The organism is Pseudomonas sp. NPDC090755 (assembly GCF_044769005.1).
Taxonomy (GTDB): domain Bacteria; phylum Pseudomonadota; class Gammaproteobacteria; order Pseudomonadales; family Pseudomonadaceae; genus Aquipseudomonas.
In genome coordinates, this window is sequence record NZ_JBIVXC010000008.1 from 46,490 (window position 1) to 70,411 (window position 23,922).

The 23,922-nt window shown below is 63.9% G+C and carries 22 protein-coding genes; 13 read left to right on the forward strand and 9 right to left on the reverse strand.

Going from position 1 to position 23,922, the window contains the following annotated elements:
* Window positions 1–194: 194 nt before the first annotated feature.
* Together ACIQUS_RS13930 and ACIQUS_RS13935 are read left to right on the forward strand one after the other, a co-directional pair.
* A complete protein-coding gene (locus tag ACIQUS_RS13930; RefSeq protein WP_403047848.1) occupies window positions 195–716 on the forward strand; it encodes a DUF6586 family protein in 522 nt (173 codons plus the stop codon).
* A 50-nt stretch (window positions 717–766) separates the two neighbouring features.
* Complete coding sequence (locus ACIQUS_RS13935) at window positions 767–1,000, forward strand: hypothetical protein (RefSeq protein WP_285862511.1); 234 nt, start codon at window positions 767–769, stop codon at window positions 998–1,000.
* Between the two features lie 65 nt (window positions 1,001–1,065).
* Here the strand turns inward: ACIQUS_RS13935 and sulA are convergent, their stop codons facing one another.
* Window positions 1,066–1,560 carry an SOS-induced cell division inhibitor SulA gene (gene sulA, locus ACIQUS_RS13940; RefSeq protein WP_403047851.1) on the reverse strand — a complete coding sequence of 165 codons (495 nt, stop codon included), beginning with the start codon at window positions 1,558–1,560 and terminating at the stop codon, window positions 1,066–1,068.
* Between the two features lie 10 nt (window positions 1,561–1,570).
* Window positions 1,571–2,179: a transcriptional repressor LexA gene (lexA, locus tag ACIQUS_RS13945; protein ID WP_403047853.1), complete on the reverse strand. Its 609-nt coding sequence runs from the start codon at window positions 2,177–2,179 to the stop codon at window positions 1,571–1,573.
* Between the two features lie 232 nt (window positions 2,180–2,411).
* On the opposite strand from lexA, the gene ACIQUS_RS13950 reads away from it, so the two are divergent.
* Genes ACIQUS_RS13950 through nagZ form a run of 3 tightly spaced genes read left to right on the forward strand, consistent with a single transcriptional unit; the run spans window position 2,412 to window position 4,716 of the window.
* On the forward strand, window positions 2,412–3,125 hold the full coding sequence (locus ACIQUS_RS13950; protein WP_403047854.1) for a TetR family transcriptional regulator: 714 nt from the start codon (window positions 2,412–2,414) through the stop codon (window positions 3,123–3,125).
* A gap of 45 nt (window positions 3,126–3,170) precedes the next feature.
* A complete protein-coding gene (locus ACIQUS_RS13955; protein ID WP_403047855.1) occupies window positions 3,171–3,695 on the forward strand; it encodes a L,D-transpeptidase family protein in 525 nt (174 codons plus the stop codon).
* A gap of 22 nt (window positions 3,696–3,717) precedes the next feature.
* Window positions 3,718–4,716 (forward strand): beta-N-acetylhexosaminidase, encoded by a 999-nt coding sequence (gene nagZ, locus ACIQUS_RS13960; RefSeq protein ID WP_403048045.1) that lies wholly within the window; start codon window positions 3,718–3,720, stop codon window positions 4,714–4,716.
* Between the two features lie 72 nt (window positions 4,717–4,788).
* Here nagZ and ACIQUS_RS13965 read toward each other — a convergent pair whose 3' ends face one another.
* The 3 genes from ACIQUS_RS13965 to mfd are packed head-to-tail and all read right to left on the reverse strand — an operon-like array spanning window position 4,789 to window position 11,094.
* Window positions 4,789–7,113 carry a DEAD/DEAH box helicase gene (locus tag ACIQUS_RS13965; protein ID WP_403047857.1) on the reverse strand — a complete coding sequence of 775 codons (2,325 nt, stop codon included), beginning with the start codon at window positions 7,111–7,113 and terminating at the stop codon, window positions 4,789–4,791.
* Between the two features lie 2 nt (window positions 7,114–7,115).
* Window positions 7,116–7,634: a CsiV family protein gene (locus ACIQUS_RS13970; protein WP_403047859.1), complete on the reverse strand. Its 519-nt coding sequence runs from the start codon at window positions 7,632–7,634 to the stop codon at window positions 7,116–7,118.
* Between the two features lie 10 nt (window positions 7,635–7,644).
* Complete coding sequence (mfd, locus tag ACIQUS_RS13975; RefSeq protein ID WP_403047861.1) at window positions 7,645–11,094, reverse strand: transcription-repair coupling factor; 3,450 nt, start codon at window positions 11,092–11,094, stop codon at window positions 7,645–7,647.
* Between the two features lie 169 nt (window positions 11,095–11,263).
* On the opposite strand from mfd, the gene ACIQUS_RS13980 reads away from it, so the two are divergent.
* The 3 genes from ACIQUS_RS13980 to sthA all read left to right on the forward strand — a co-directional run bounded on the left by ACIQUS_RS13980 (window position 11,264) and on the right by sthA (window position 15,431).
* Window positions 11,264–12,727 (forward strand): glyceraldehyde-3-phosphate dehydrogenase, encoded by a 1,464-nt coding sequence (locus tag ACIQUS_RS13980; RefSeq protein WP_403047863.1) that lies wholly within the window; start codon window positions 11,264–11,266, stop codon window positions 12,725–12,727.
* Between the two features lie 72 nt (window positions 12,728–12,799).
* Window positions 12,800–13,801 (forward strand): FAD:protein FMN transferase, encoded by a 1,002-nt coding sequence (locus ACIQUS_RS13985; protein ID WP_403047864.1) that lies wholly within the window; start codon window positions 12,800–12,802, stop codon window positions 13,799–13,801.
* A gap of 235 nt (window positions 13,802–14,036) precedes the next feature.
* Entirely contained in the window at window positions 14,037–15,431 is a 1,395-nt protein-coding gene (sthA, locus tag ACIQUS_RS13990; RefSeq protein WP_403047865.1) for a Si-specific NAD(P)(+) transhydrogenase, read from the forward strand.
* Between the two features lie 42 nt (window positions 15,432–15,473).
* Here sthA and ACIQUS_RS13995 read toward each other — a convergent pair whose 3' ends face one another.
* Together ACIQUS_RS13995 and ACIQUS_RS14000 are read right to left on the reverse strand one after the other, a co-directional pair.
* Window positions 15,474–16,196, reverse strand: a complete 723-nt coding sequence (locus tag ACIQUS_RS13995; protein ID WP_403047867.1) for a glycerophosphodiester phosphodiesterase — start codon at window positions 16,194–16,196, stop codon at window positions 15,474–15,476.
* Between the two features lie 27 nt (window positions 16,197–16,223).
* Window positions 16,224–16,811 (reverse strand): PilZ domain-containing protein, encoded by a 588-nt coding sequence (locus ACIQUS_RS14000; protein ID WP_403047869.1) that lies wholly within the window; start codon window positions 16,809–16,811, stop codon window positions 16,224–16,226.
* A gap of 94 nt (window positions 16,812–16,905) precedes the next feature.
* Between ACIQUS_RS14000 and ACIQUS_RS14005 the strand changes: the two genes are divergently transcribed.
* From ACIQUS_RS14005 to ACIQUS_RS14015, 3 genes are all read left to right on the forward strand, one after another.
* Entirely contained in the window at window positions 16,906–18,156 is a 1,251-nt protein-coding gene (locus tag ACIQUS_RS14005; protein WP_403047871.1) for a lipoprotein-releasing ABC transporter permease subunit, read from the forward strand.
* Between the two features lie 7 nt (window positions 18,157–18,163).
* Complete coding sequence (gene lolD / locus ACIQUS_RS14010) at window positions 18,164–18,847, forward strand: lipoprotein-releasing ABC transporter ATP-binding protein LolD (protein WP_285865640.1); 684 nt, start codon at window positions 18,164–18,166, stop codon at window positions 18,845–18,847.
* A gap of 72 nt (window positions 18,848–18,919) precedes the next feature.
* Window positions 18,920–20,164: a lipoprotein-releasing ABC transporter permease subunit gene (locus tag ACIQUS_RS14015; protein ID WP_403047872.1), complete on the forward strand. Its 1,245-nt coding sequence runs from the start codon at window positions 18,920–18,922 to the stop codon at window positions 20,162–20,164.
* A 105-nt stretch (window positions 20,165–20,269) separates the two neighbouring features.
* Here the strand turns inward: ACIQUS_RS14015 and ACIQUS_RS14020 are convergent, their stop codons facing one another.
* Window positions 20,270–21,628: a heavy metal sensor histidine kinase gene (locus ACIQUS_RS14020; RefSeq protein WP_403048046.1), complete on the reverse strand. Its 1,359-nt coding sequence runs from the start codon at window positions 21,626–21,628 to the stop codon at window positions 20,270–20,272.
* Entirely contained in the window at window positions 21,625–22,305 is a 681-nt protein-coding gene (locus ACIQUS_RS14025; RefSeq protein WP_403047873.1) for a heavy metal response regulator transcription factor, read from the reverse strand. The genes ACIQUS_RS14020 and ACIQUS_RS14025 overlap by 4 nt, the downstream gene beginning before the upstream one ends.
* 155 nt (window positions 22,306–22,460) lie before the next feature.
* Between ACIQUS_RS14025 and ACIQUS_RS14030 the strand changes: the two genes are divergently transcribed.
* Window positions 22,461–22,958: a cupredoxin domain-containing protein gene (locus tag ACIQUS_RS14030; protein ID WP_403047875.1), complete on the forward strand. Its 498-nt coding sequence runs from the start codon at window positions 22,461–22,463 to the stop codon at window positions 22,956–22,958.
* Window positions 22,959–23,020: 62 nt separating this feature from the next.
* Complete coding sequence (gene queF, locus ACIQUS_RS14035) at window positions 23,021–23,851, forward strand: NADPH-dependent 7-cyano-7-deazaguanine reductase QueF (RefSeq protein WP_403047877.1); 831 nt, start codon at window positions 23,021–23,023, stop codon at window positions 23,849–23,851.
* Window positions 23,852–23,922 lie beyond the last annotated feature (71 nt).

Genomic DNA, 23,922 nt, shown 5'->3' on the forward strand with positions numbered 1-23,922 from the left:
ACCGCCTCACCGTGCCTAAACACCCGCGTCCGGTGTTTTTAAACCACCCCGGGGGCACACGCGGCCCCCCCCCCCGGCCGCTCCTATATCTGCATGAGCGGCGGTGCGGCGTCCCGACTTGCCCCGCGATGCTTTTCAGACGCGCACTAGTGTAAATTGATAGGCCGCCTTGCAGCCTTTCGGAGGGCACCCAGATGGCCCAGGAACTCTACACCCGCACCAATCAGAAAATTTACTTTGCCGGGCTTGCCCTCGAAGCGATGGGCAAGGCGCAGGAAAGCCGGGCCATGAATGCCCAGGCGCTGATCCAGGCCGAGCGCGAATCGGCGTTGTTTCACCTGTACGGCGCGCTGCTCGGACTCTGCCACGAAATTGCCGGTTTCTACCGTTTGCCCCAGGCCGGCGCCCCGCGTGCCGAACTGCTGCTGACCCGTGAAGTGCTGGAGGCCGTGGCCATTCCGGAAATGGCCGAGCTGGTCGAGTTGGCCGAACAGCGTGAGACCTGGCTGGCGCAACTGCTAGCAGCTTATGCCGATTTGTTCCGACCGCCGGTCGCGAAAAAACCAGCGAAAACCGATGTCACCCAGCCGCTGATTCAGGCCGTGAGCCTGGACGAGCCCGAAGCGATGCCGCTTTCACGGGAAGAGCTGGAGAGCTGGCGGCAGAACCTCAAGGGCCTGACCGTTCGTTTTCGCGAGGGCTTGAGTGAGTGCTGATCGAAGCGGTCGCTGGTACAATGGCGACCTTTCGTGGAGAACTGCCCCTTATGCCAACGTCCTTTCTAGAAATTGTCGAGTTGCCTGATGGCCGGATCGAGCTGCGCCGTGCCGAGGACGAAGGCTCCTTGGTAACCCTGGATTTCTCCGAGGACGCGAAGGCGTTCCTGCAAGGCCAACACGTCGAAGTGGCCAAGGCCATGCTCAGCGTTGGCGTGCAGATGGCCGGCAAACTGGTGGAAGGCGATATCGAGCGGGACGAAGGGCCGCGCGTCCTGCATTGATCGTCCGGCGCGGCTTCCTCGTCCTGAGGAAGCCTGGCGAACCCTGTTTCAAGCACCCCTGAATATCAGCCGAGGCGGATGTTCAGGCTTTGTGCGTCTCCGGCGCGAGCGGCATTGCTCAGTTGTTGGCGGGCGCTGCTGCTGACTGTGCTCAACCAGCTGACCACGGTGTGGCTGCGACCCAGGCGCAGGGCGTCGCAGGCCAGTTGCAGGGCGCTCTGGTTGCCACGCGGTTGCAACAGCAGGATGCGTTCGCGGTTCAGGCCGGCATCGCGCAGCCAGGCGTGGGTGAGGCTGGCGGGCGGGGCGATCAGGGTCAACCAGCGGGCGTCCTGCTCTTCGCTCAGCTCGCTCAGTTCACGCAGCATGGGCGCGAGCAGGCTCTGGCAGCTACCGAGTGCGCCACGAAAGGACAGCTCGCTGAAAACCTGCGCCGCACCAGGGTGTGGTGCTGGCTTGGTGGCTTTCAGTCCGGGCAGGACCGGCTGGGCCAGGAACGCCTCGAACAGGGGCAATTGCGCTGGCTGTGGTGCTTTCTGTGACGCAGGGGGGAACTGCATGACGCCTCCTTTATCGGCGAATGACGCCGACACTCAAGCCTTCGATCACCAGTTCCTGCTCTTTCAGGTCGACTTCGATCGGGGCGAACTCGGGGTTTTCAGCAATCAGCCAGACCTTGCTGCCTTCGCGCTTGAAGCGCTTGACCGTGACCTCGTCACCCAGGCGGGCGACCACGATCTGGCCATTGCGGGCCTCGCGGCAGGTGTGCACGGCGAGCAGGTCGCCATCGACGATACCGACGTCCTTCATGCTCATGCCGTGAACTCGCAGCAGGTAGTCGGCTCGGGGATGGAAGAAGGCCGGGTTGATGTTGCAGGATTCCTCGATGTGCTGCTGGGCGAGGATCGGTGCACCCGCAGCGACGCGGCCGATGATCGGCAGGCCGCTGTCTTCGGTCTTGGCTTCGACGCCAGGGATGCGGATACCGCGGGAGGCGCCGGGGGTCATCTCGATCGCACCCTTGCGGGCCAGGGCCTTGAGGTGTTCCTCGGCGGCGTTGGGCGACTTGAAGCCCAGCTCCTGGGCGATTTCCGCACGGGTGGGCGGGAAGCCGTTGTCTTCAAGGCAGCGCTTGATAAAAGCCAGAATCTCAGCTTGGCGTGGCGTCAGTTTTAGCATGTCGATCGCTCTGTCTTTTTATACAGTGACTGTAATTATATACAGTAAGTGGTGCGCTGCAAGCGGCACGCTTGAAGAAAAAGCCGGGCGAGCAGTGCTTGCGGCTTGCAGCGCGTGGCCTGCAGCTGTGATTTAATAGGTGACCGGGTGGCCGCAAAACGGCTGTGTGGACTTGACAAATCAGTGCTTTGAAACGTATGTTTCAAACAAGTGTTTGTCAGGCGGAGTAGTCATGGCCCAGTCGGAAACCGTTGAACGCATTCTCGATGCTGCCGAGCAGTTGTTCGCGGAAAAAGGTTTTGCCGAAACCTCATTACGGCTGATCACCAGCAAGGCCGGCGTCAACCTGGCGGCGGTGAACTACCATTTCGGTTCGAAGAAGGCGCTGATCCAGGCGGTCTTCTCGCGTTTCCTCGGCCCCTTCTGCACCAGTCTCGAGCGCGAGCTGGAGCGGCGCCAGGCCCGTCCCGAGCACAAGCCCAGCCTTGAAGAGCTGCTGGAGATGCTGGTCGAGCAGGCACTGGTGGTGCAGCCACGCAGCGGCAATGACCTCTCCATCTTCATGCGTCTGCTTGGCCTGGCCTTCAGCCAGAGCCAGGGCCACCTGCGCCGCTACCTGGAAGACATGTACGGCAAGGTGTTCCGCCGCTACATGCTGCTGGTCAACGAGGCCGCGCCGCGTATCCCGCCGATTGAGCTGTTCTGGCGCGTGCACTTCATGCTCGGTGCCGCCGCGTTCAGCATGTCAGGGATCAAGGCCCTGCGCGCCATCGCCGAGACCGATTTCGGCGTCAACACCTCGATCGAGCAGGTCATGCGCCTGATGGTGCCGTTCCTTGCCGCCGGCATGCGCGCCGACAGCGGCGTCACCGACGAGGCCATGGCCACCGCGCAACTGCGTCCGCGCAGCAAGTCGGCAAACCATACGGTCACTGCCAAGGCCTGATGTCATGGCTGGGCGCCGCGAGCCGCATCGGCTAAGCTAGCGCCCATGCCCAGTCTCGATCTACTGCACATTTCCCTTGCCGATCAATGCCTCTACGGGTTTGCCCAAGGGCGGTTGTGCCTGCGCCTGCCGGTGTCCACGGCATTGAACGGCGCCGGCGAGCGCAATGGTTCGGGCTGCACGCCCCGTGGCCAGCACCAGGTGCGGGCGAAGATCGGCGCCGGCCTGCCACAAGGTGCGGTATTGCGCGGTCGGCGCTGGACCGGCGAGACCTGGACGCCGGCGCTGCATGCGCAGTTTCCCGGCCGCGACTGGATCCTTACCCGTATCCTCTGGCTCAGCGGCTGCGAGCCAGGCTTCAACCGCCTGGGACCGGTCGACACCTTCCGCCGCTACATTTACCTGCACGGCACACCCGACAGCGAACCTATGGGCGTAGCGTTGTCCCATGGCTGTGTGCGCCTGCGCAATGCCGACCTGCTGCACCTGTTCGACCAGGTGCCGCTGCATTGCCCGGTGCGGATCGACGAAGCCGCGTGCCCCCAATGGGCTGACGCGCCCCTCTACTGAAGGATTATTTATGAGTGCCAGCCTGCAAGGCTCCCTGATGGTGGATATCGCCGGTACCTGGCTGACCGCCGAAGATCGCCAGCTCCTGCGCCAGCCCGAAGTGGCCGGCCTGATCATCTTCGCCCGCAACATCGACTGTCCGCGCCAGGTGCGCGAGCTGACGGCCTCGATCCGCGCCATTCGCCCCGACCTGATCCTGGCCGTCGACCAGGAAGGTGGCCGGGTCCAGCGCCTGCGCCAGGGCTTCGTACGCCTGCCGGCCATGCGCGCGATTGCCGACAACGACAACGCCGAGTACCTGGCCGAGCAGTGCGGCTGGTTGATGGCGACCGAAGTGCTGGCAGTCGGCCTGGACCTGAGTTTCGCCCCGGTACTGGACCTGGATCACCAGCGCAGCGCCGTGGTCGGCAGTCGCGCCTTCGAGGGTGATCCGCAGCGCGCCACGGCCCTGGCCGGTGCCTTTATCCGCGGCATGAACGCGGCCGGCATGGCGGCCTGTGGCAAGCACTTTCCCGGCCATGGCTGGGCCGAGGCCGACTCCCACGTCGCCATTCCCACCGACGAGCGCAGTCTGGAGCAGATCCGCGCCGTCGACCTGGTGCCTTTCGCGCGCCTGAGCGGGCAATTGGCGGCGGTCATGCCGGCCCATGTCATCTACCCGCAGGTCGACAACCAGCCGGCTGGCTTCTCGCGACGTTGGTTGCAGGACATCCTGCGCGGCGAGTTGGGCTTTGACGGGGTGATTTTCAGCGACGACCTGTCCATGGCCGGTGCCCATGTGGTGGGTGATGCCGCCAGTCGCATCGAGGCCGCATTGACGGCCGGTTGCGACATGGGCCTGGTGTGCAATGACCGGGCGGCAGCCGAGCTGGCCTTGAGTGCGGCCCAGCGCCTGAAGGTCAAACCGTCGCCGCGTATCGCGCAGATGCGCGGGCAGGGCTTTGCGCGTACCGATTATCGTCAGCAGCCGCGCTGGCTGGAGGCGTTGGGGGCGCTGAAGGAAGCCCAACTGGTCGATTGAGTTGCAGGTTTTCGCGGGGCAAGCCCGCTCCTGCAGAGGGTGCTGTAGGAGCGGGCTTGCCCCGCGATGAATTCAACCGGTTTTCGATGCCTTTCGCTTGCCGGGCAGCGGTGCAAACAGTGCATCGATATCCTCGGCTGCCAGGCGCCAGTCCCCGGCCTGTCGTCCATCCAGCACGCCGGCCGCCAGTGCCGACTTCTCCTGCTGCAACTGCTGGATCTTCTCTTCCACCGTGCCCCGGGTGATCAGCTTGTAGACGAACACCGGCTTCTCCTGGCCGATGCGGTAGGCACGGTCGGTGGCCTGGTTTTCCGCCGCCGGGTTCCACCAGGGATCATAGTGGATCACGGTGTCGGCGGCAGTCAGGTTCAGGCCCACGCCACCGGCCTTGAGGCTGATCAGGAAGATCTGCAGCCGACCGTCCTGGAAGTCGCGTACCGGCGCCCGGCGATCACGGGTTTCGCCGGTCAGCAGGGCGTAGGCGATGCCCCGTTGCGTAAGCTCGGCCTCGATCAGTCGCAGCATGCTGGTGAACTGTGAGAACAGCAGCACGCGGCGGCCTTCGGCGAGCAGTTCTTCGAGCATTTCCATCAGGCTTGCGAGCTTGCCCGAATGGGCGCCGCGCGCCGTCAAGGCGTCGCTGTTGACCAGACGCAGGTCGCAGCAGACCTGGCGCAGTTTCAGCAAGGCTTCGAGGATGATGATCTGGCTGCGCGCCACGCCCTTGCGGTCGATCTCGCTGCGCACCTTCTGGTCCATGGCCAGGCGCATGGTTTCATAGACATCGCGTTGCGCGTCGCTGAGCTCGACCCAGTGGATCATTTCGGTCTTGGCCGGCAGTTCTGTCGCCACCTGCTCCTTGGTGCGGCGCAGCAGAAAGGGCTTGATCCGTGCATTGAGGTGCTGCAGGCGCTCATCGTTGCCCTGGCGCTCGATCGGCACCCGGTAATCGCGGTTGAAGGCCTTGGCATCGCCCAGCCAGCCGGGCAGCAGGAAGTGGAACAGCGACCACAGTTCGCCCAGGTGGTTCTCCAGCGGCGTGCCGCTCAGGCACAGGCGCTGGCGCGCTTCGAGCTGGCGTGCGGCCTGGGCGGCCTTGCTGCCCGGGCTCTTGATGTACTGGGCCTCGTCAAGGATCAGGACATGCAGCTTCACACCCTTGAAGTGCGCCAGGTCCTTGGGCAGCAGGGCGTAGGTGGTCAGCAGCAGGTCGTAGTCCGACAGAGTGCCGAAGTGCTTGCGCCGGCCGATGCCTTGCAGGGCAAGCACCCGCAGGCTGGGGGCGAAGCGGGCCGCTTCGTCCTGCCAGTTGGGGATCAGGCTGGTGGGCATCACCACCATGGCCGGGCAGGTCAGGCGCCCGGCGTTCTTTTCCGTCAGCAGGTGCGCCAGGGTCTGCAGGGTCTTGCCCAGGCCCATGTCGTCGGCAAGGATGCCGCCTACTTCCAGTTCGCGCAGGGCCTGCATCCAGCTCAGGCCTTCGAGCTGATAGGCACGCAGTGTGGCGTTCAGGCCCTCAGGTACCTGCACCGGCGAAAGGCGGATATCGCGCAGGCGTTCGGCCAGGTTGCGTACCCGTTCGCCGCCTTGCCAGTTCAGGGGGATGTCCTGCAAGGCGTTGAGGCGTGTGGCGTCGGGGGTGGCCAGGCGCAAGCTGGATTCGCCCGGCTCGCGCAGGTAAAAGTCACCCAGGGTGGCCAGTACCGGCTTGAGCCGGCTGTAGGGCAGGGCGATCTGCAGGGGGCGCCGGCCGCCGGCGTGGCCGGGAATGCTCACCAGCAACTGTTCGTCGTCGCGCCGTCTGTTCAGCTGGTTGCTGTTGAGCAGTTCCGGATGGGTGCGCAGCAGGTTAAGCAGGATCGGCAGCAGGCTCAGGCGCTCGCCATCGATCACGATACCCAGTTCCAGGTCGAACCAGTCGCGCTCCGGCGCCTCTTGGACCTGGGCGTACCAGTCGTCCACCGGGGTCAGGTCGAAGGCGAAGTCATCGGCGAACTCGATCTGCCAACCTTGCTCGCGCAGGGCCGGCAGTTCGCTCAGGACAAAGCGCAGCCAGGCGCTGTCATTGGGCAGTTCGAAGGGGTCGCCGGCGCTTTCTGGCAGCGCCTTGCTTTGCCGGGTGGCGATCTTGAAACCCAGTCCCAGCAAGGTGTCGCGCAGGCTGCGTTCGGCAGCGGGCTGGCGCTGGATGCGCAGGGTCTGGTCGGCGTCGTGCTTGATGACCGTACTGGTGCGGCTGCCGCTGACGTATTCGCCGGCATAGCCGAAGGCCAGGGCGGCACGGTGCTGGATGTGCCGCTGCATGCGCCCGTTGCGTGGCTCGAAGGCGCTGAATTCGATGCTGCCCAGCCACAAGCGCGGTTGTGGCTGGAGGTTGTCTACCAGGTGCTCGGGCATTTTCAGGGCTTGCTGACCTTGAGCAGCAGGGCCAGGTGGCCGCCGTCAAGGAAGGTCAGTTCTCCATTTTTCACCGTGTTGTTGCTCTGTTTGAACTCTTCACTCTGGATCACGCTGCCGTTGCTGTCGAACTGGTTGATCCAGAATCGGGTGTTGACGGCGATAAAGCGCTCCTCCGTGACGTTCAGGTGACCCTCGATTGGGTAGTGACCGAAGTGTTCCTTGCCGTCGCTGATGGCGACGGTGCCGGCATCCTGTTGCCAGGCCTTGTGCAGCAGCACGGTGTACTTGCTCGGGTCGGCCGCAAGTTTTGCAGCTTCGTCGTTCAGTAGGGGCTGGCGCATGTCGCCTTCGGCCGGGGATTGGCCCGAGTTGCGCCAGTCTTCGGGGGCGAACTGGCTGGTAGTGGCCGGCACGGCGTTCTGCCGTACCAGGATCATTTCGACCTGATAAACGCCTTCAGCGAAGGCTGCCGGGGCGAACAGGGCCAGCAGCAGGGTCAGGCAGCGAATGGCACGCATGGGTCTTCCTTCACGCAGATTGTGGGGTCAGGCGCTCGAACAGCGCCTCGAGGTTGTTGAAACGTTCTTCCGGGCGCTCCATCGGCACCATGAACTTGAACTGGGTGGCGCCTTCGAACTTGTAGCGCTTGGGCTGGCCCTGGATCAGCTTGATCAGCACCAGCGGGTCGACCGGCGTCTGGGCCTCGAATTCGAGCTTGCCGCCGTTGGGGCCGGCATCGACTTTCTTGATCCCGAGCTTTTCCGCCTGCAGCTTGAGCAGGGTCAGGCGCACCAGGTTCTTGGTCGGCTCGGGCAGCAGGCCGAAGCGGTCGATCATCTCCACCTGCAGGTCCTTGAGGCCGTCTTCGTCCACGGCCGAGGCGATGCGTTTGTACAGGATCAGGCGCGCATGCACATCCGGCAGGTAGTCTTCGGGAATCAGTGCTGGCAGGCGCAGGTTGATTTCCGGGCCGCCGCCCAGCGGCTGGTCGAGGTTGGGCTGGGTGCCCTTGCGGATGGCCTTGACCGCGCGCTCGAGCATTTCCATGTACAGGGTGAAGCCGACCGCCTGGATCTGGCCGCTCTGGCCTTCGCCGAGCAGTTCGCCGGCACCACGGATTTCCAGGTCGTTGGTGGCCAGGACGAAGCCGGCGCCCAGGTCCTGGGTGTTGGCAATGGCTTCCAGGCGCTTTTCGGCATCGGCGCTGATCTGCTGGCGCGGTGGCGTGAGCAGGTAGGCATAGGCCTGGTGGTGGCTGCGCCCGACCCGACCGCGCAGCTGGTGCAGCTGGGCCAGGCCGAACTTGTCGGCGCGCTCGATGATGATGGTGTTGGCGCTGGGCACGTCAATGCCGGTCTCGATGATGGTCGAGGCGATCAGCACGTTGAAGCGCTTGTGGTAGAAGTCGCTCATCACCTGTTCGAGTTCGCGTTCACGCATCTGCCCGTGGCCGATGCCGATACGGGCTTCGGGCACCAGTTCGGCGAGGTCGGCGGCGCATTTCTCGATGCTCTTCACGTCGTTGTGCAGGTAGTAGACCTGGCCGCCGCGCAGCAGCTCGCGCAGCAGGGCTTCCTTGACGGTGCTCTTGTTCTGCTCCATGACGAAGGTGCGCACCGACAGCCGGCGCGCGGGTGGCGTGGCGATGATCGACAGGTCGCGCATGCCGGCCACGGCCATGTTCAGGGTGCGCGGAATCGGCGTGGCGGTCAGGGTGAGGATGTCCACCTCGCTGCGCAGGGCCTTGAGCTGTTCCTTCTGGCGCACGCCGAAACGGTGTTCTTCGTCGATGATCACCAGGCCCAGGTCCTTGAGCTTGACGTCGTCCTGCAGCAGCTTGTGGGTGCCGATGACGATGTCGATCTTGCCTTCGGCCAGTTCCGCGACTGCTGTGGCGACTTCCTTGGGCGACTTGAAGCGGCTCATCACTTCCACGGTCACCGGCCAGTCGGCGAAGCGGTCGCGGAAGCTGTTGTAGTGCTGCTGGGCGAGCAGGGTGGTGGGCACCAGGATGGCTACCTGGCGGCCGCCGTGCACGGCAATGAAAGCTGCGCGCATGGCCACTTCGGTCTTGCCGAAACCGACGTCGCCGCACACCAGGCGGTCCATCGGCTTGGCTGCCAGCATGTCCTCGCGCACCGCCTCGATGGCGGACTGCTGGTCGGGGGTTTCCTCGAACGGGAAGCCGGCGCTGAAGGTGGCGTAGTCGACTGACGGGTCGGCGAAGGCATAGCCTTTGCGCGCGGCACGGCGGGCATAGATGTCCAGCAGTTCGGCGGCCACGTCGCGGACCTGTTCGGCGGCCTTGCGCTTGGCTTTCTGCCAGGCTTCGGAGCCCAGCCGGTGCAGCGGTGCCAGGGCGTCGTCGCTGCCGGTGTAGCGGGCGATCAGGTGCAGGTTGGCCACCGGCACGTAGAGCTTGGCGCCCTCGGCGTATTCCAGGGTGAGGAACTCGGCGGCCTGGCTGTCGATTTCCAGGGTCGCCAGGCCCAGGTAGCGGCCCACACCATGGTCGATGTGCACCACCGGCGCGCCTTCGCGCAGCTCGGTGAGGTTCTTGATCACGGCATCGTTGTTACCGTCGCTGCGTTTTTCCCGGCGCCGGCGCTGCATGACCCGCTGGCCGAACAGGGGGCTTTCGGCGACCAGGGCGATGGCCGGATCGTCCAGCACCAGGCCTTCGTCCAGCGGCGCGATGGTGATTGCCAGGCGCTCCTTGCCGGCGACGAAGGCGCTCCAGCTGTCGACCGTCTGCGGACGCAGCTTCAGGCGTTCGAGCAGCTCGAGCAGGACTTCGCGCCGGCCTGCCGATTCGGCGGTGAACAGCACGCGGCCGGGGAACTGCTCGAGAAAACCCGACAGTGCCGCCAGCGGCTGATTGGCCTTGGCCTCGATGGCGAGGTTGGGCAGGGTGCGGGCCGGGAAGCGCTCGCGTCCGGCACCGCTGTCCACGTCATCCTGGCTGACCACTACCCGTGGCCAGCTCTTGAGTCGGGCGAAGCAGTCCTCCACCGGCAGGAACAGTTCGGCCGGCGGCAGCAGCGGTCGTGTCGGATCGATGCGGCGCTCCTCATAGCGATTGCGCACATCGCTCCAGAAATGCTCTGCGGCCTGCTCGACGCCCGGCAGGGAAAACACCTGGGTGTCCTGGGGCAGGTAGTCGAACAGGCTCGAGGTGTCGTCGAAGAACAGCGGCAGGTAATACTCGATACCGGCCGGGGTAATGCCGCTGGACAGGTCCTGGAAGATCGGGCTGCGACGGAAATCGACGTCGAAGCGTTCGCGAAAGCGTGCCTTGAACTGGGTCACGGCGTCCTTCTGCAGCGGGAACTCGCGGGCCGGCAGCAGGCGCACCGATTCGACCTTGTCGATCGAGCGCTGGGTTTCCGGATCGAAGGTGCGCAGGGTCTCGATTTCGTCGTCGAACAGGTCGATCCGGTAGGGCAGCTTGCTGCCCATGGGGAACAGGTCGATCAGTGCGCCGCGCACGGCGAACTCGCCGTGTTCGTAGACGGTGTCGACGCAGCGGTAGCCGCTTGCTTCCAGGCGCAGGCGCATCTGCTCGACGTCGAGTTTCTGGCCGATGTCCAGCACCAGGCTGCTGCCCAGCAGGAAGCGGGTAGGCGCCAGGCGATGCAGGGCGGTGGTGATCGGCACCACCAGAATGCCGTGATCGAGCTCCGGCAGCCGGTACAGGCTGGAAATGCGCTGTGAGATAATGTCCTGGTGCGGCGAGAACAGATCGTAGGGCAGGGTTTCCCAGTCGGGGAAGGGCAGCACCGGCAGTTCGGGTGCGAAAAAGCGCAGCTCCTGCTCCAGCCGGTCAGCGCTCTGGCTGTCGGCGGTCAGCAGCAGGGTGAAGCGCCCGGCGGCGCTGGCGGCTTCGGCGATGGCCAGGCTCAGGGCGGCGCCCGGCAGGTTGCCCCAGGTTTGTTTGCCGGCAGTGGCCGACAGGTGCGGTAGACGCAGAACAGGCACGGGAGGTCGAGCTCCAAGCGTTGCGACAAAGACGCCAATTGTACCGTTCAGAGGCCCGTGCTGTCAGGTTCGCGCGGGCTAAAAGCCTGTAGTGCAGCATCGGCGACAGGCGCTCATTGCTCGATGGGCCGCGGGGCGTCATAATGTAGCCCCTTTTTTCTGTCCCTACATGTGGAAGGTTCCCGTGACTCAGAAGCCCGACCAGTGTCTTGGTGAGTGGATTGATCGTGAAGCACTTGCAGAAGCGATGATCCCGCTTATCGGTCAGCTCTACCGCAATAACAATGTGGTGAGCTCGATCTATGGCCGCAGCCTGATCAACCGCTCGGTGATCTCGATCCTCAAAGCGCACCGCTTTGCCCGTCATCGCCAAACCGACGAAACCGAACTCTCTGTCCACGAGACATTCCCGCTGCTCAAGGCCATGAGCGAGCTGAAACTGGGCGCAGCTTCAGTCGATCTGGGCAAGCTGGCCAACAAGTTCAAGCAAGAAGGCAACGGCCGCAGCGCCGAGCAGTTCGTGCGTGAGGAAATGGCTGACGTGGTTGGCCAGCAGAACGCCTCGGCGCGCAAAGGCACCGACGTTGTCCTGTACGGTTTCGGTCGCATCGGCCGCCTGCTGGCGCGCATCCTGATCGAGAAGACCGGTGGTGGCGACGGCCTGCGCCTGCGCGCCATCGTCGTGCGCAAAGGCGCCGAGAACGATCTGGTCAAGCGTGCCAGCCTGCTGCGTCGTGACTCGGTGCACGGTCCGTTCGATGGCACCATCACCATCGACGAAGCCAACAACACCATCACCGCCAACGGCAACCTGATCCAGGTTATCTACGCCAAGAACCCGAGCGAAGTCGACTACACCCAGTACGGCATCGAAAACGCCCTGGTCGTGGACAACACCGGTGTATGGCGTGACGCCGATGGCCTGGGCCAGCACCTGGCCTGCCCGGGCGCTGCCCGCGTGATCCTCACCGCACCTGGCAAGGGCGCGCTGAAGAACATCGTCCACGGCATCAACCATGGCGACATCACCGCTGACGACAAGATCATCTCGGCTGCCTCCTGCACCACCAACGCCATCGTGCCGGTGCTCAAGGCTGTCAATGACAAGTACGGCATCGTCAACGGCCACGTCGAAACCGTTCACTCGTTCACCAACGACCAGAACCTGATCGACAACTTCCACAAGGGCAGCCGTCGTGGCCGCGCCGCGCCGCTGAACATGGTCATCACCGAAACCGGTGCTGCCACCGCAGCCGCCAAGGCGCTGCCAGTGCTCAAGGGCAAGCTGACCGGCAACGCGATTCGTGTTCCTACGCCGAACGTGTCGATGGCCATCCTGAACCTGAACCTGGAAAAGGCCACCAGCCGCGAAGAAATCAACGAGTACCTGCGCCAGATGGCCATGCACTCGGACCTGCACAAGCAGATCGACTACGTCAGCTCCCAGGAAGTGGTATCCACCGACTTCGTTGGCTCTCGCCACGCCGGTGTGGTCGATGCCGAAGCCACCATCTGCAACGATAACCGCGTTGTCCTGTACGTCTGGTACGACAACGAATTCGGTTACAGCTGCCAGGTAGTGCGCGTGATGGAAGACATGGCCGGCGTCAACCCGCCAGCTTTCCCACGCTAAGCTTTACTGCGTGTCAGAAGAACGGGAACCTTGGGGTTCCCGTTTTTTTTCGCCTGAGTTCCAGGAGGATGAATGCGCAGAGGGGTGTTGATCGGGCTGCTGCTGGTGCTGGCAGCCTGCAAACCGGGTGATGCGCTGGAGCGCATCAGCGGGCCGACCATGGGCAGCAGCTACACCGTGCAGTACGTACGCACGGCCAGCGGGCCCGCGCCGCAGGTGGTCCAGCAAACGGTGGAGCAGGTGCTGGCGATGATCGACCAGCGTTTTTCGACCTACCGTGGCGATTCGCTGGTCGCGACGTTCAACCGCCTGCCGGCCAACAGCTGCCAGGCCATGCCTGCCGAGGTGCTGGAACTGGTGCGGGTGGGGGAGCAACTGTCGCAGCAAAGTGCGGGCGCTTTCGATCTGACGGTGGAGCCTTTGCTCGATCTGTGGGGATTCGGTCCGCAGTCGCGAGCGGAAAAAGTACCGGATGCCAAGGCGCTGGACAGTGTGCGTCAGCGCGTCGGGCATGGGCATTTGCTCATAGTAGGCGAGCAGCTGTGCAAGGATGCGCCGGTGGAACTGGACTTCAACAGTCTCGCCGCGGGCTTTGCCGTCGACCTGCTGGTGGAGCGGCTAAAGGCCCTGGGAGTCACGGATTTACTGGTCGAGGTCACCGGTGAGCTCAAGGCGGTCGGAAGCAAGGCCGATGGCAGGGCCTGGAAAGTTGCCCTCGAATTGCCCCGTGAAGATCGGCAGATTGCCCGTCAGATCGTGCCGCTGGAGGGTTTCGGTGTGTCGACCTCCGGTGACTATCGCCACTATTTCGAGGAGAATGGCCGGCGCTATTCGCACACCTTCGATGCCCGCCTCGGTGCGCCCGTACGGCATGACCTGGCGGCGGTGACCGTGTTCGATCGTTCGACGCTGATGGCTGACGGCTATTCCACCGTGCTGCTGATCCTCGGGCCGCAGGCGGGTTGGGATTTTGCCCTCAGGCACGGCATTGCCGCAGTCTTCGTGACCCGGGTCGCCGATGGTTTCGTTTCCCGGAGCACGCCGGCGTTCGAGCAGGTAGCGCCAGGGCATTGAAAATCTATCGCGGGGCAAGCCCGCTCCTACCTGTGGGAGCGGGCTTGCCCCGCGATGAAAACACCGCGAATCACATGTAGTGCAGAGAAAAATAGCCTACGACGCGACCAAGGGTTAATGTGCGCGGCGTTCAAGCTTGATTAGACTGCACCCGAATTTTTTCATGGCGCCGCTGGCGACATGATCTAGCCCCGCTCGCCAACGTGGCGACCGGGCCTGTTCTGAAGGAGTACGCATGGCTGTCTACAACTACGACGTAGTGGTGCTGGGTTCCGGCCCCGCAGGAGAAGGGGCGGCAATGAATGCTGCCAAAGCAGGACGCAAGGTGGCAATGGTCGACAGCCGTCGCCAGGTCGGCGGCAACTGCACCCACCTGGGCACCATCCCGTCCAAGGCCCTGCGTCACTCGGTCCGCCAGATCATGCAGTTCAACACCAACCCGATGTTCCGGGCCATTGGTGAACCGCGCTGGTTCTCGTTCCCCGACGTGCTCAAGAGCGCCGAGAAAGTGATCTCCAAGCAGGTCGCCTCGCGCACCGGCTACTACGCCCGCAACCGTGTCGACGTGTTCTTCGGCACCGGTAGCTTCGCCGACGAGCAGACCGTCGAAGTGGTCTGCGCCAACGGCGTGGTCGAGAAGCTGGTGGCCAAGCACATCATCATCGCCACCGGTTCGCGCCCGTATCGCCCGGCCGATATCGATTTCCACCACCCGCGGATCTACGATAGCGACACCATCCTCAGCCTCGGCCACACCCCGCGCAAGTTGATCGTCTACGGCGCCGGGGTCATCGGTTGCGAATACGCTTCGATCTTCAGCGGCCTGGGCGTGCTGGTCGAGCTGGTGGACAACCGCAGTCAGTTGCTGAGCTTCCTTGACTCGGAAATTTCCCAGGCGTTGAGCTACCACTTCAGCAACAACAACATCACGGTTCGCCACAACGAAGAGTACGACCGCGTCGAAGGCCTGGACAACGGTGTGGTCCTGCACCTCAAGTCCGGCAAGAAGATCAAGGCCGACGCCTTGCTCTGGTGCAACGGTCGTACCGGCAACACCGACAAGCTGGGCCTGGAAAACATCGGCATCAAGGTCAACAGCCGTGGCCAGATCGAGGTCGACGAGAACTACCGTACCCACGTGCAGAACATCTACGGCGCCGGTGATGTGATCGGCTGGCCGAGCCTGGCCAGTGCCGCCCATGACCAGGGCCGTTCGGCCGCTGGCAGCATCGTCGACAATGGCAGCTGGCGCTTCGTCAACGATGTGCCGACCGGTATCTACACCATTCCGGAGATCAGCTCGATCGGCAAGAACGAGCAGGAGCTGACGCAGGCCAAGGTGCCTTACGAAGTTGGCAAGGCCTTCTTCAAGGGCATGGCGCGTGCGCAGATCGCCGGCGAGCCGCAAGGCATGCTGAAGATCCTGTTCCACCGCGAGACCCTGGAAATCCTCGGCGTGCACTGCTTCGGCTACCAGGCCTCGGAGATCGTCCACATCGGCCAGGCGATCATGGATCAGCCGGGTGAGCGCAATACCCTGAAGTATTTCGTCAACACCACCTTCAACTACCCGACCATGGCCGAAGCCTATCGGGTAGCCGCCTACGACGGCCTCAACCGGCTTTTTTGAGCGGCTCCGGCCGGTGGCCTGAGCCGGCCGGGGAGACCGATTTCAGTGATTCTCGAGGGTGGCGCTGGCCAAACCGGGAAAGTCTGTAATCAGGCTGTCTACGCCGAAGTCGGCGAGCCTGCGCATCAGCGCCGGCTCGTTGACCGTCCACACCGACACGTGCAATCCCTGGCGCTGGGCCTTGATCAGGCGCTCGGGGGTGCACAGTGTCCAGTTCAATGCCAGCAAGTTGCAGTCATAGTTCTGGGCGACCTTCAGCGGGTCGAGCCAGGCGTATTCGGCTACCAGTCCCCGCGCGATATCCGGTGTCAGCTCAAGGGCTGCACCCAGCACTTCACGTGAGCTGGAGGTGATGGTGATCCGGTCGAGCAGGCCATATTGCTGGGCCAGCTCGCGAATCGCCAGCACGGTGGTGGCAGCGCGGGTGCGCGACGCGCTCTTGACCTCCAGTTGCCAGTGCTCGAAGTCACACTGCTGGAACAGGGTTTCCAGGCGTGGGATGGGGCAGGGCGATACCCAGCCCGGGCCGCCCTTGCGCGCATCGAAGGTCACAAGGTCCGCAGCGCTTTGCTCGACCACTTTGCCGCGCCGGCCGGTGGTGCGCTTGAGGCTCGGATCGTGAATGACCATCAGCTCGTTGTCTGCCGACAGGTGCAGGTCCAGTTCGCAGCGCCGCACGCCGTGCTTGAGGCACTGCTGGAAGCTGGTCAGGGTGTTCTCGGGGGCTTCGCCCTTGGCGCCACGGTGGCCGTAAATCTGGGTCACGTTTGTTCCTTCAAGAAAAGAGTGAAGCTAGGAAGCGTTGGCAGTGTTCTGATCCAGCGCCTGGCGTCGTTGTTGTGCCTGTCGTTGCAGGATGTAGCGGGCCAGCAACTGGCGCTGGGCATCGGTCATGTCGACGAACTCGGTGCCGATGGCATGCTGGCCGTCGGCCTGGTGGTCGCAATGGGTCACCCGGGCGCGCAGCAGCAGGCCCAGGGCCTGGGGCATCAGCACCATCTTCACCGCCACCCGGCTGCCAGCGGCAAGCGGCTGCTGCTGGTGGAACTCGATCCCCCCTTCGGACAGCACCACCGGCTGCGGCGCGCTGAGCTGGCCGAGCAGGGTCTGGGCGACCACGGCGCTGAGCAGGTCGATGCGTTTGTTCTGGGCCTTGAGAAAGGTGGCCAGCACGCGATCCTTGTCGCTGAGCTGGCGCAGCAGGTGCTGGGATTCGAACTCGCTCAGGTGCAGTTCACTGAGCAGATTGAAAAGTGGGGAATCATCTTGCAACAAGTCTGAGCCAAGGGCTTCGGCTGCGCTCAGCGGGCTAATTTCCAGTGCGATCCTATCGTCGATACGGTAGTATTCGCGGCGATCTTCTTCATCTAATGTCGACATGGCGAACCCATGGTAGCGGCGGTGGTCTGAGTGTAAAGCTGCTATTCAAGCCCCGCCACAAGGACGTTCCTCTTTCATCCGAACAAGCCCCGACATGTTCAGACCTCTCTTCGTATTCATCGGTACGCGTTACACCCGTGCCAAGCGTCGCAACCATTTCGTCTCGTTCATTTCCCTGACTTCGATGATCGGCCTCGCCCTGGGCGTGGTGGTGATGATCGTGGTGCTGTCGGTCATGAACGGTTTCGATCATGAAATGCGTACCCGGGTATTGGGCATGGTGCCCCATGCCACCCTCGAAACCGGCCAGCCGATCAACGACTGGCCGGCCCTTGCCACTCAAGTAAAGCAGAACCCGCGGGTTGTGGCGGTGGCGCCGTTCACACAGATGCAAGGCTTGCTGACCCATGAGGGCAAGGTGCAGAAGGTGCTGCTCAATGGCGTCGACCCGGCCCAGGAGCGGCAGGTGTCGATCATCGACAACTTCATTCGTGAAGGTAAGCTCGACGACCTGGCCCCGGGCGAGTTCGGCATCATGATCGGCGACAAGGCGGCGACCAAGCTGGGCGTCGGCATCGGCGACAAGCTGACCTTCGTCGCCCCCGAGGTCACCGTGACCCCGGCCGGGATGTTCCCGCGCATGAAGCGCTTCACCGTGGTCGGCATCTTCCACGTGGGCGCCGGCGAGATCGACGGCTACCTGGGCCTGACCAACCTGTCGGACCTGTCGCGCCTGCACCGTTGGAAAGCCGACCAGGTCCAGGGCCTGCGCCTGAAGTTCGACGACCTGTTCCAGGCCCCGCGTACCGCCTGGGACATTGCCCAGAAGCTGGGTGACCAGGAGTTCTATGCCCGCGACTGGACCCGCACCCACGGCAACCTGTACCAGGCGATCCGCATGGAGAAGGCCATGATCGGCCTGCTGCTGTTGCTGATCGTGGCGGTGGCGGCGTTCAACATCATTTCCACCCTGGTGATGGTGGTCAACGACAAGAAGGGCGATATCGCCATCCTGCGTACCTTGGGCTCGACCCCGGGGCAGATCATGGCCATTTTCATGGTCCAGGGCACGGTGATCGGCGTGGTCGGTACCCTGATCGGCGCGGTCGTCGGCATCCTCGCCGCGCTCAACGTCAGCGCCGCGATCGCCGGCCTCGAAACCCTGATCGGCCACAAGTTCCTCAATGCCGACGTCTACTTCATCGACTACCTGCCGTCGCGGATCATGGCCGAGGACGTGTGGATGGTCTGCGGTGCGGCATTGGTCCTGAGTTTCCTCGCCACCCTGTATCCGGCCTGGCGTGCGGCACGCACCCAGCCTGCGGAGGCGCTACGTTATGAGTGAGTTGGGCATGAGTGATAAAGCAGTGCTGAGTTGCCGCAACCTGGGCAAGTCCTACGAGGAAGGCCCGGAGTCGGTGCAGGTGTTGTCCGGCCTGCAGCTGGAGCTGCACGCCGGTGAGCGGGTGGCGATCGTCGGTAGTTCGGGGTCGGGCAAGAGTACCTTGCTCAACCTCTTGGGCGGCCTCGACACACCGAGCCAGGGCAGCGTCTGGCTGGCCGGCGAAGAGCTTTCGGCCCTCGGCGAGCGTGCCCGTGGCCTGCTGCGCAACCGCGCCCTGGGTTTCGTCTACCAGTTCCACCACCTGTTGCCGGAGTTCACCGCCCTGGAGAACGTGTGCATGCCGCTGTTGATCGGCCGCACCGCGATCCCGGAAGCACGCGAGCGTGCCGAAGCCTTGCTCAAGCGTGTGGGCCTGGGCCATCGCCTCACCCACAAGCCGGCCGAGCTGTCCGGTGGCGAGCGCCAGCGCGTGGCCATCGCCCGGGCCCTGGTCAATCGCCCGGGGTTGGTGATGCTCGACGAGCCTACCGGCAACCTCGACCACCACACCGCCCAGGGCATCCAGGACCTGATGCGTGAGCTGAGCAGCTCTTCGCAGACCGCCTTCCTGGTGGTGACCCATGACCTCAACCTGGCGCGGCAGATGGACCGCGTGCTGCGCCTGGAAGACGGGCACCTGGTACCGATCTGACCTGGCCGTGCAGCGTGCCCGCAGGCTCTGCCGGGCACCGTGTTCCTTTTTTTTACCTGGGTGCTTCCGTTCATGTTCAGACCCTTGTCTATTTTCATCGGCGCGCGCTACACCCGCGCCAAGCGCCGCAACCATTTCATCTCGTTCATCTCCATGACCTCGATGATCGGCCTGTCCCTGGGTGTGCTGGCGATGATCGTGGTGTTGTCGGTGATGAACGGCTTCCAGCGCGAAATGAGCGCGCGGATTCTCGGCATGGTGCCCCACGCCAGCATTCTCGGCGTGCAGCCGCTGGATGCCTGGCAGCCGGTGGCCGATGCCGCGCTGAAGAACCCGCGGGTGATCGCCGCAGCGCCCTTGACCGAAATGGAGGGCATGCTGTCGTACAAGGGGGCCATGCAGCCGATCCAGGTCAGTGGTATCGATCCGGCCCAGGAGGGCAAGGTTTCCATCGTTGGCCAGCACATTGTCCAGGGCAGCCTGCAGGGGCTGGAGCCGGGCGAATACGGTGTGGTGATCGGTGAGATCACTGCCCGGCGCTTTCGCCTGAATGTAGGCGACAAGCTGACCCTGATCGTGCCGGAAGTCAGCAGTGCTCCGGGCGGCATCACCCCGCGCATGCAGCGCCTGAATGTGGTCGGGGTGTTCAAGGTCGGTGCCGAGCTGGATGGCTCCATGGCCTACATCCACATGGCCGACGCCGCGCAGATGCAGCGCTGGCAGCCGAACCAGGTGCAGGGCGTGCGCCTCAAGCTCAAGGACCTGTACGAAGCGCCGCAAGTGTCCAAGGCCATTGCTGGCAGCCTCGGTGCCGAGTATCGCGCCGATGACTGGTCGCACACCCAGGGCAGCCTGTTCAGTGCCATGAAAATGGAAAAGACCATGATCGGCCTGTTGCTGCTGATGATCATCGCTGTGGCGGCGTTCAACATCATTGCCACGCTGATCATGGTGGTCAACGACAAGGGCGCGGACATCGCCATCCTGCGTACCATCGGCGCGACCCCGGCGCAGATCATGGGCACCTTCATGGTCCAGGGCACGCTGATCGGTATCGTCGGCACTTTGATCGGTGGCGTGCTCGGGGTGATTGCCGCGCTCAATGTCAGCCAGATCGTCGGCTGGCTGGAGCGGGTCAGCGGGCAGCACATCTTCACGTCCGACGTGTACTTCATCAGTAGCCTGCCGTCGGAGCTGCAGTGGGGCGATGTGGCACTGATTTGCAGTGCTGGCCTTGTGATGAGTTTCCTGGCCACCCTGTACCCTGCGTGGCGGGCTTCGCAGGTGGAGCCAGCGTACGCCTTGCGTTACGAGTGATGGCTGTTGCGACCGCGTTGCGGTCGATCGCCGGCGTTGCCGGCTCCCACAGGGTATTTCACAACCCATCCATGCTGTGGGAGCCGGCAACGCCGGCGATAGGGTCTACACCCTGGGCAAGTCGATCACAAACCGCGTCCAGCCCCCGGACGATTCAGCCGTAATGCTGCCCCCATGGGCCTGCACGATCGAGCGGGTGATCGCCAGCCCCAACCCCGCATGTTCACTGCTGCCTTCGCGCCGCGCCGGGTCGGCCCGGTAGAAGCGGTCGAACAGTTTCGGCAGCAACGCCGCATCGATCGGCGCGCCGCTGTTGGCGACCTGCAGCCGCACCCGTCCATCAGGCGTTTCAATGCTCACCTGGATCTCACCACCGACCGGGGTAAAGCGCAGCGCATTGTCCAGCAGGTTGGACAAGGCCCGGCGCAGCATATTGCGGTCGCCGTCCAGGCTGGCCTGGCCCTTGCGCCGCAGCAGCACCCCGGCTTCCTCGGCCAGCGGTCCGTAGTATTCGAGCAAGGCATCGGCCTCGTCCTCAAGCATCAGGTGCTGGCGGCTGGGCATCAACAGGCCGTGGTCGGCCTTGGCCAGGTAGAGCATGTCGTTGACCAGTTGCGCCATCCACTGCAGTTCTTCGAGGTTGCTGTGCAGGGCTTCTCGGTATTCATCCAGGTCACGCGGGCGGGTGAGGGTGACCTGGGTGTGGGTCAGCAGGTTCGACAGTGGCGTGCGCAGTTCATGGGCGATGTCGGCGGAGAAGGCCGACAGGCGCTGGAAGGCATCGTCCAGACGCTCCAGCATGGCGTTGACGGTTTGCGCCAGCTCCGCCAGTTCCACCGGCATCTGTCCTTCGGGCAGGCGCGTGGTCAGTGAGCGGGCCGACACCTGCGAGGCTACTTCGCCCATCTGCCGCAAGGGGCGCAAACCGCTGCGCGCGGCCCAGGCGCCGAGCAGGGCGGTAGCCAGGGCCGAGAGGCCGACGGTCAGCCAGATCAACTGCTGCATGCGCTGCAGAAAGTGCTGGTGGTGGGTGATATCGAGGAACAAGGTCAACTGCGCGGACTGCGGATCGCTATCGTCGAGGTTGACGCACAGGCTGCGATAATCGCTGCTGGTGCTGTGCAGGGTGCTCAGGCCCGGCACCTGCGGCGACTCCGGCAGGCCGGCATGGCTGTCGAACCAGATCCGGCCATCGCTGCCGCGGATACGCAGGGCCAGGTCTGCCTGGTGGCTCAGTTCGGTTTGCAGTGCCTGCAGGCGCGGGGCGAGGCTGGCCGGGTCGTGTACGCCATCGAGCATCTGGCGAAGCATTGACAGGCGGCTGCCCAGCAGTTGCTGGTCCAGTTCGATGAAATGGCTCTCGCTGGCGCGGCTGAACAGCACGCCCGCGGTCAGGGACACCGCCGCCGTGCAGGCAGCGAACAGCAGCGCCAGACGGCTGCCCAGGGATAACCGGCGCATCAGGCCGAGCGCTCTTCGAGCACGTAACCCATGCCGCGTACGGTGTGGATCAGTTTGTTCTCATGGCCATCGTCGATTTTCAGGCGCAAGCGGCGGATCGCCACTTCGATGACGTTGGTGTCGCTGTCGAAGTTCATGTCCCAGACCTGCGAGGCGATCAGCGACTTGGGCAGCACCTCGCCCTGGCGGCGCAGCAGCAGTTCAAGCAGGGCGAACTCCTTGGCCGTCAGGTCGATGCGCTGACCGCTGCGTTCGACCCGGCGCCGAATCAGGTCCAGGCGCAGGTCCCCCAGGCCCAGGCTGGTTTCCTGGGTCGGGCTGCTGCCGCGGCGCAACAGCGTGCGAACCCGGGCCAGCAACTCGGAAAAGGCAAAGGGTTTGACCAGGTAGTCGTCGGCGCCCAGTTCCAGGCCATGTACGCGGTCCTCCACGGCATCGCGGGCGGTGAGGAACAGCACCGGAATCTCAAGGCCAGCGGCGCGCACGGCCTGCAGAATCTGCCAACCGTCACGGCCGGGCAGCATCACATCGAGGATCAGCAGGTCGTAGTCGCCGGTCAGGGCCAGGTGCTGGCCGGTATTGCCGTCGGCGGCCAGTTCCGTGGCAAAGCCTGCTTCACTGAGGCCCTGGCACAGGTAGTGGCCGGTCTTGGTCTGGTCTTCGACGATCAACAGTTTCATTGCAGGGCTCTTGGGCAGGGAATGCCTGGGGTTATACCGTGTCGGGCGTGCTCGGTGGCCAAGCTGACAAAGTTGTAATCTTTTTGTCAGGTGGCTGCCAGCGCCGGTTTTCTACAGTGAAGCCTGAATCGTCGCAACCCTGGAGTGGGCCTGACATGAAACACCCTTTTATCGCCGGCGCCCTGGCGCTGTTCAGCCTGCCTTCGCTGGCGTCTCCTGCGCATTCGTTCGCCTTCGGAAAGCCTGCCGACGCTGCCAAGGCCGACCGCACCGTGGAAATCGTCATGGGCGACATGTACTACGAGCCGCGCAGCCTGAAGGTCAAGGCCGGCGAGACCGTTCGCTTCGTGCTGATCAACAAGGGTGCGGTGGTCCATGAATTCAGCCTGGGCGATGCGGTCATGCACGCCAGGCATCAAAAGGAAATGATCGCCATGCAGGGTCAGATGGATCATGCCGCCATGGGGCATGGCGGCATGCAGCATGGAGGCGCGAGCATGAAGCACGACGATCCCAACACCGTGATGGTCGAGCCGGGCAAGCGCGCCGAGCTGACCTGGACTTTCAGCCAGTCCACGCCCATCGAATTTGCCTGCAACGTCCCTGGCCATTACCAGGCCGGCATGGTCGGCAAGCTGACAATCGGCCAATAACAGGTCCAACGCAGGGCTCAAACCCGATAAACTAGGCGCATTTCGTCCTTCAGGTTTGAGCCATGCATCCCGCCGCCGAACACTCCCCGCTGGGCAAGTCCAGCGAATACATCGCCACTTACACGCCATCGCTGCTGTTCCCCATCCCGCGCGCGGCCAAATGGGCCGAGCTGGGCGTCAGCGCTCAGACCTTGCCGTGGCAAGGGGTGGACTTCTGGAACTGCTTCGAGCTGTCCTGGCTGCTGCCATCGGGCAAGCCGGTGGTGGCCATCGGTGAGTTCGCCATCCCGTGCGACTCGCCAAACATCATCGAATCCAAGTCGTTCAAGCTGTACCTGAACTCCCTGAACCAGACCGTGTTCGAGTCGTCCGCTGCCGTGCAGGCGTGCCTGGAAAAAGACCTGTCGGCAGCTGCCGGCAAGCCGGTGGCGGTGCAGATCCGCAGCCTGGCCGAGGTTGAGGGGCAGGGTGTGGTGGCCCTGCCGGGCGTGTGCATCGACGACCTGGACGTGAGCATCAGCAACTACGAGCAACCACAGCCTGAGTTGCTGCGTTGCGACAGCAGCCGCATCATCGAAGAAACCCTGCACAGCCATTTGCTCAAATCCAACTGCCCGGTTACCGGCCAGCCGGACTGGGGCAGCGTTTCCGTGCACTACCGCGGCGCGGCGCTGGATCATGCCAGCCTGCTGACCTACCTGATCAGCTTCCGCCAGCATGCCGACTTCCACGAGCAGTGCGTGGAGCGTATCTACCTGGATCTCAAGCGCCTGCTCAACCCCGAGTTCCTGACGGTCTATGCCCGCTACGTGCGTCGTGGCGGACTGGACATCAACCCGTACCGCAGCACCGAAACCGTGACCTTGCAGAACGTGCGCCTGGTTCGCCAGTAACGAAGCATCGTTGTGGGAGTTGGCGAAGCCTGCGATCGACTGCGAAGCAGTCGCAATCCAGGCGCCTCGGT

What these genes read in the sequence shown, in the direction of transcription:
- ACIQUS_RS13970 (WP_403047859.1), bottom strand. Translation starts at nt 7,634, where the DNA reads ATGCGTGCCATTCGCTGCCTGACCCTGCTGCTGGCCCTGTTCGCCCCG.
- ACIQUS_RS14015 (WP_403047872.1), top strand. Translation starts at nt 18,920, where the DNA reads ATGTTCAGACCCTTGTCTATTTTCATCGGCGCGCGCTACACCCGCGCC.
- queF (WP_403047877.1), top strand. Translation starts at nt 23,021, where the DNA reads ATGCATCCCGCCGCCGAACACTCCCCGCTGGGCAAGTCCAGCGAATAC.
- ACIQUS_RS13930 (WP_403047848.1), top strand. Translation starts at nt 195, where the DNA reads ATGGCCCAGGAACTCTACACCCGCACCAATCAGAAAATTTACTTTGCC.
- ACIQUS_RS13955 (WP_403047855.1), top strand. Translation starts at nt 3,171, where the DNA reads ATGCCCAGTCTCGATCTACTGCACATTTCCCTTGCCGATCAATGCCTC.
- ACIQUS_RS14005 (WP_403047871.1), top strand. Translation starts at nt 16,906, where the DNA reads ATGTTCAGACCTCTCTTCGTATTCATCGGTACGCGTTACACCCGTGCC.
- ACIQUS_RS13965 (WP_403047857.1), bottom strand. Translation starts at nt 7,113, where the DNA reads ATGCCCGAGCACCTGGTAGACAACCTCCAGCCACAACCGCGCTTGTGG.
- ACIQUS_RS14025 (WP_403047873.1), bottom strand. Translation starts at nt 22,305, where the DNA reads ATGAAACTGTTGATCGTCGAAGACCAGACCAAGACCGGCCACTACCTG.
- ACIQUS_RS14030 (WP_403047875.1), top strand. Translation starts at nt 22,461, where the DNA reads ATGAAACACCCTTTTATCGCCGGCGCCCTGGCGCTGTTCAGCCTGCCT.
- ACIQUS_RS13935 (WP_285862511.1), top strand. Translation starts at nt 767, where the DNA reads ATGCCAACGTCCTTTCTAGAAATTGTCGAGTTGCCTGATGGCCGGATC.
- ACIQUS_RS13980 (WP_403047863.1), top strand. Translation starts at nt 11,264, where the DNA reads ATGTGGAAGGTTCCCGTGACTCAGAAGCCCGACCAGTGTCTTGGTGAG.
- ACIQUS_RS13985 (WP_403047864.1), top strand. Translation starts at nt 12,800, where the DNA reads ATGCGCAGAGGGGTGTTGATCGGGCTGCTGCTGGTGCTGGCAGCCTGC.
- lolD (WP_285865640.1), top strand. Translation starts at nt 18,164, where the DNA reads ATGAGTGATAAAGCAGTGCTGAGTTGCCGCAACCTGGGCAAGTCCTAC.
- ACIQUS_RS14000 (WP_403047869.1), bottom strand. Translation starts at nt 16,811, where the DNA reads ATGTCGACATTAGATGAAGAAGATCGCCGCGAATACTACCGTATCGAC.
- ACIQUS_RS13950 (WP_403047854.1), top strand. Translation starts at nt 2,412, where the DNA reads ATGGCCCAGTCGGAAACCGTTGAACGCATTCTCGATGCTGCCGAGCAG.
- sulA (WP_403047851.1), bottom strand. Translation starts at nt 1,560, where the DNA reads ATGCAGTTCCCCCCTGCGTCACAGAAAGCACCACAGCCAGCGCAATTG.
- lexA (WP_403047853.1), bottom strand. Translation starts at nt 2,179, where the DNA reads ATGCTAAAACTGACGCCACGCCAAGCTGAGATTCTGGCTTTTATCAAG.
- sthA (WP_403047865.1), top strand. Translation starts at nt 14,037, where the DNA reads ATGGCTGTCTACAACTACGACGTAGTGGTGCTGGGTTCCGGCCCCGCA.